This window comes from Gilliamella sp. Fer4-1 (genome assembly GCF_001690515.1).
Classification (GTDB): domain Bacteria; phylum Pseudomonadota; class Gammaproteobacteria; order Enterobacterales; family Orbaceae; genus Gilliamella; species Gilliamella apicola_C.
On sequence record NZ_LZGZ01000048.1, the window covers coordinates 1 to 4,030 of the forward strand.

General features: G+C 36.8%; 3 protein-coding genes. 1 reads left to right on the top strand and 2 read right to left on the bottom strand.

Annotation, left to right across the window (positions count from 1 at the left end; all coding sequences use genetic code 11):
* Positions 1-97: 97 nt before the first annotated feature.
* A complete protein-coding gene (gene rsmB, locus A9G30_RS01600) occupies positions 98-1,390 on the bottom strand; it encodes a 16S rRNA (cytosine(967)-C(5))-methyltransferase RsmB (RefSeq protein ID WP_065587835.1) in 1,293 nt (430 codons plus the stop codon).
* Positions 1,391-1,427: 37 nt separating this feature from the next.
* Positions 1,428-2,762: a Na+/H+ antiporter family protein gene (locus A9G30_RS01605; RefSeq protein ID WP_065587837.1), complete on the bottom strand. Its 1,335-nt coding sequence runs from the start codon at positions 2,760-2,762 to the stop codon at positions 1,428-1,430.
* Between the two features lie 199 nt (positions 2,763-2,961).
* On the opposite strand from A9G30_RS01605, the gene A9G30_RS01610 reads away from it, so the two are divergent.
* Entirely contained in the window at positions 2,962-3,834 is an 873-nt protein-coding gene (locus A9G30_RS01610; RefSeq protein WP_065587836.1) for a shikimate dehydrogenase, read from the top strand.
* The last annotated feature ends 196 nt before the right edge of the window (positions 3,835-4,030 follow it).

A 4,030-nucleotide genomic window follows, 5' to 3' on the forward strand; every position in this document is an offset into this window, starting at 1 on the left:
ATGGGCAACAGTTAGTTGAAATCATAAATAAATATAACCAATAAAAATCAATATGATGATTTATAATAATTGATAAATCATCATATTTTATGTTGTATTAACTATGCTTTTTTAAAACCGCATAAAAAAAACCATCACCACCATTTTCAATAGGTAAAAATTGTTTAAGTTCACCTTGTAATTTGGCGCTGGTGTTTTCTTGTAAAAAACGCTCAATTTGTAATTTATTTTCGTCTGGTAGAATTGAACAAGTGGCATAAACTAAAGTACCACCAATTTTTAAATAAGACCAAATATTAGTTAAGATTGCATGTTGTAGCTCAGTTAATTGGGCAATATCATTATCTCGGCGTAACCATTTTATATCTGGATGACGGCGGATAACGCCTGTTGCGGAGCAAGGTGCATCCAATAAAATACGGTCAAACGAACGCCCCTCACACCACAGCTCTGGCGTTAAGCCATCGCCAACTTTGACGTCAGCATGCTGTTTCAAACGAGTTAAATTTTCATCAATACGTTTGGCTCGGTTTGCATCCACATCCACAGCTAACACTTGTGCCTTTGGCGCTATCTCTAAAATATGCGTGGTTTTACCACCAGGTGCAGCACAAAGATCCAGAATTTGCTCACCATTTTGTGGTGCTAATAAATAAGCAGCATACTGAGCAGACAAGTCTTGTACTGTCACTGCACCATCATCAAAATGAGGTAATTTAGCGACATTGACGGGCGACAATAACCGCAATGCACAAGGTAATTGATCATGCGGTTCTGACTCAACGTGCTGTTTTGCTAGCAGTTGTTGATATTCTTGAATTGAATATTGGTTTTGGTTAACCCGCAACCACATTGGCGGTTTTTGGTTATTCGCATCAATAATTGTTTGCCACTGCTGTGGGTAAGCTTGCTTTATACGAGTCAATAACCAACTTGGGTGTAATGTTCGGCTATTTTGTTGCTTATCATCTTGCATAAATTTTTGTTGTAATGATGCTTGCTGGCGCAAAAACTCACGTAACACGCCATTAACTAATCCTTTTAATGGCGCTTTTTGCAAAGTATTTACAGCATCAACTGTTTCACCAACAGCGGCATGTTCGGGAATACGTGTATAAAGGATCTGGTAAATACCCACTAACAATAAATAGTGCAAAACCCTATTTTTACCTGTCAAAACCTTACTCATTAAGATATGGATATAGAAATTGAGCTCGGGTAATACTCGCATCACACCAAAACACATTTCTTGCACTAGAGCTCGATCTTTATCCGCTATTTTGTGATGCAAAGCAGTCAGTGTGGCACTTAATGATTGCCCTTCTTCTAATACATTAAAAATAGCTTGCGCACAAACAGCTCGTATATTTTGGTGTAATTTTTTATTCATAAATCATGACAACCTTAATTTATCTATTGTGATTAGTTTATAAAATTAAAGATCCAATCCAACCAGCAATAAATAATGGAATATTAAAATGGGTAAATGTTGGGATAACACTGTCTCGAATATGGTCATGTTGCCCATCACTATTTAATCCAGATGATGTCGCTAAAATAGTATCTGATGGTGGTGATCCTGCATCACCAATCGCACCCGATGCGCCAATTAAACATACCGTGGCAATCGGTGAAAAACCAAGTTGTACACAAAGTGGCACATAAACAGCTGCAATGATTGGGACGGTTGAAAATGAAGACCCAATCCCTAATGTAATAACCAAGCCAATTAGCATCATTACAAAGGCAGCAATCACTTTATTTCCTGCAAATAAAGCTGCACTATTAATAACAAGCGGTTCAATTTCATGCGTTTGTTTTAATACTTCGGCAAAGCCTTGTGCTGAAATCATCACAAAACCGATCATTGCCATCATTTTGATACCATCAGTAAAAACACCATCCGCTTCGCCCCATTTAATCGAACCCGATACAATAAAGCAAATAAAACCAATTAAGGCACCTAAAATCATTGAGCCAGTATAAAGTTGAACGGAAAAAGATAACGCAATTGCCAATAATGAAACAATAAGTGAATGCTTATTCACCTCTTTTACAGCACCTTGATTCGCTTCGCTACGAATAATTTTATATTCTCTTGGTTTACGATAACTAACAAAGATAGCCCATAATAAGCCAACAAACATACCTAACGCAGGAATAGCCATGGCATGCATTACATTAACATGGCTTACATCCATGCCAGATGCGGTAATATTTTTTAATAAGATTTGGTGCAAGAAGATATTGCCAAATCCCACCGGTAAAAACATATAAGGAGTAATTAATCCGAATGTCATAATACACGCAATCATTCTTCTATCAAGCTGTAGCCGTGACATCACATATAATAGGGGCGGAATTAAAAGAGGTATAAAGGCGATATGAATCGGAATTACATTTTGAGAAGAAATACTTACTAGTCCAATAATAACAATCAAAATCCATTTGATACGTTTTTTAGCATCACTTGATGTCAGCTGTTTAATCGCTTTATCTGCCAATAATTCTGGTAAACCAGATTTTGATATCGCCACAGCAAATGCACCTAGCATGGCATAAGAAAGTGCAATATTTGCCCCATTGCTGATGCCTGTGTTAAAGGCATCAATGGTTTCTTTTAACGATAAATGGCTAAATAAACCGCCAACAAATGCCCCAACGATTAAGCTAATAACAACATGGACACGGCAAAGCGATAAAATTAACATACAAATTACCGCAACCACAACTGCATTTATTGACGAGAACAAATCAAGCATTGTATTCATAAGATAGATTCTTAGTTAAGAAGCAAAGCTTATTATTGTAGGCGATAGGTATTGAAAGTGCAATTGATAGTGTATACTCACTGTTTTGCAATAGACAAAACCAAATTTGTGTTACTGAAGTCATTTTAAGCATAAAAGCTTTTATATTAAAGTCAATATATTAAAGTCACGTTATTGTGGAGCGTTGTTAATGAGAAATAATATCGACGGACATTTTTTATTAATTGGTTTAATGGCCTACCCTATTCGCCATAGTTTATCCCCGCAAATGCAAAATACGATTTATTCAAAATTGAATGTTCCTTATGTTTATTTAGCATTTGAAGTTGATCAAGAAAAACTTGCTGATGCAATTAAAGGACTTAGAGCATTAGGTTTGCGTGGCAGTGCGGTATCAATGCCCAATAAGCAGCTTGTCTGCCAGTACCTTGATAAGTTAACACCGGCCGTTGAACTAAGTGGCGCGTGTAATACTATTTCCAATGATAATGGTGTGTTAACTGGCTATAACACAGACGGAATGGGTTACATGCGTATGCTTAAAGAAGCCAATATTGATGTGATAGGCAAAAAAATAACCATTCTCGGAGCAGGCGGTGCAGCAACCGCCATAGTTGTGCAAGCAGCACTTGATGGAGTAAAAGCAATCACCATCTTTAATCAAAAAGATGAATGCTATACAAAGATAGAAGCCATTGCGAAAAAATTGAATCAAACGAGTCAATGCTATGTGCGTGTTATCGATCTCGCCGATAAAGATCAATTACGCAAAGAGATTGCAGATAGTGTTGTGCTTTGTAATGCAACAGGTGTTGGGATGAAGCCGTTAGAGGGGCAAAGCTTAATTACTGATGCCACGATGTTAAGACCTGATCTTATTGTTACCGACTGCATTTACAGCCCACGAAAAACCAAGCTATTAGAAATGGCGGAGCAACAAGGTTGCCGAACATTAAACGGTATTGGCATGATGCTATGGCAAGGTGCTGCTCAAATAAAAATTTGGACGGGTGAAGATGCACCGATTGAATATGTGAAAGAACAAATGGGTTTTAATGATTAATGAATAATCTAAGTTTTTAACGATTTTATTCATGATGGATAATCAGTGATAAATATTGTTAAGCGTTATAAAATCACCGTCTATTAATGCAATTGCTAGCTAATGGAATATGAAATGAAAACAATTACCATAAAAGAACTTGAGATCGGTTTGGGTGCACCTAAAATTATTGTACCTATTGTGGGTAAGACTCAAG

What these genes read in the sequence shown, in the direction of transcription:
- A9G30_RS01610 (WP_065587836.1), top strand. Translation starts at nt 2,962, where the DNA reads ATGAGAAATAATATCGACGGACATTTTTTATTAATTGGTTTAATGGCC.
- rsmB (WP_065587835.1), bottom strand. Translation starts at nt 1,390, where the DNA reads ATGAATAAAAAATTACACCAAAATATACGAGCTGTTTGTGCGCAAGCT.
- A9G30_RS01605 (WP_065587837.1), bottom strand. Translation starts at nt 2,762, where the DNA reads ATGCTTGATTTGTTCTCGTCAATAAATGCAGTTGTGGTTGCGGTAATT.